Here is an 830-nt window from a genome sequence, read left to right as displayed (position 1 = left end):
CCGAGATCGAGCCCGGCGGCGGGCTCGTCCAGGAGAAGAAGTTCGGGATCGGTCATCAAGGCTCGCGCGATGAGGACGCGCTTGCGCTCGCCTTCGGAAAGCGTCCCGTACGTCCGATCCGCCAGGTGCTCGGCGCCGAGGCTTTCGAGCATCTCCACAGCGCGCGAGGTGTCCATGGATTCGTACTCCTCGCGCCACCGACCGAGAACGGCGTAGCCCGCCGACACGACGAGGTCGCTGACCTTCTCGTCGCCGGGCACGCGGTTCGCCAACGACGACGAGGACAAACCGATTCGCGGGCGCAACTCGTTGACGTCGACCTTGCCGAGAACTTCGCCAAGGAGGTGGGCAGAACCACTGGTCGGGAAAGTCTCACCGGCCGCGATGCGCAGCAGCGAGGTCTTGCCGGCACCGTTGGGTCCGAGCACCACCCATCGCTCGTCCAGCTCCACTTTCCAGGTGACGGGCCCCACGAGAGTGGACCCTCCCCGACGGATGAGTACGTTGTCGAAATCGATGAGCAGATCTGGATCAGGTAGCGGCACCCGAACATCTTCCCGCACATTCTCCGGCCGTTCACGGCAGGATCATCTTACGTGTCGCCTCTCATCGAAACTCACACCCCGACGCCCGGGTCTCCGTTCCCACTCGGCGCCCACATCGTGGACTCCGGAACCCAGTTCGCGGTCCACGCCCCAGCTGCGTCGAGCGTCCAGATCTGCCTGATCGACCAGGACGGAAACGAAGATCGCGTCGAACTTCGGCAACACACGTACGGAATCTGGCACGGAATCATCTCCGGGATCGGTGCGGGGCAGCGTTACGGAATT

Annotated in this window: 1 protein-coding gene and 1 pseudogene; one reads left to right on the top strand and one right to left on the bottom strand. The window is 64.1% G+C overall.

Annotation, left to right across the window (positions count from 1 at the left end):
* On the bottom strand, positions 1-545 hold a 545-nt coding region (locus A2J01_RS10305), incomplete at its 3' end, for an ABC transporter ATP-binding protein (RefSeq protein WP_082900837.1).
* 51 nt (positions 546-596) lie between these two features.
* Between A2J01_RS10305 and A2J01_RS10300 the strand changes: the two are divergent.
* Positions 597-830 (top strand): annotated as a pseudogene (locus tag A2J01_RS10300) (glycogen debranching protein GlgX); the annotation flags it as partial.

The organism is Rhodococcus sp. EPR-134 (assembly GCF_001647205.1).
In the GTDB taxonomy this organism is placed as follows: domain Bacteria; phylum Actinomycetota; class Actinomycetes; order Mycobacteriales; family Mycobacteriaceae; genus Rhodococcus_F; species Rhodococcus_F qingshengii.
The sequence above is the reverse complement of the archived record's forward strand: the minus strand, read 5'-3'. Positions and strand labels throughout refer to the sequence as shown.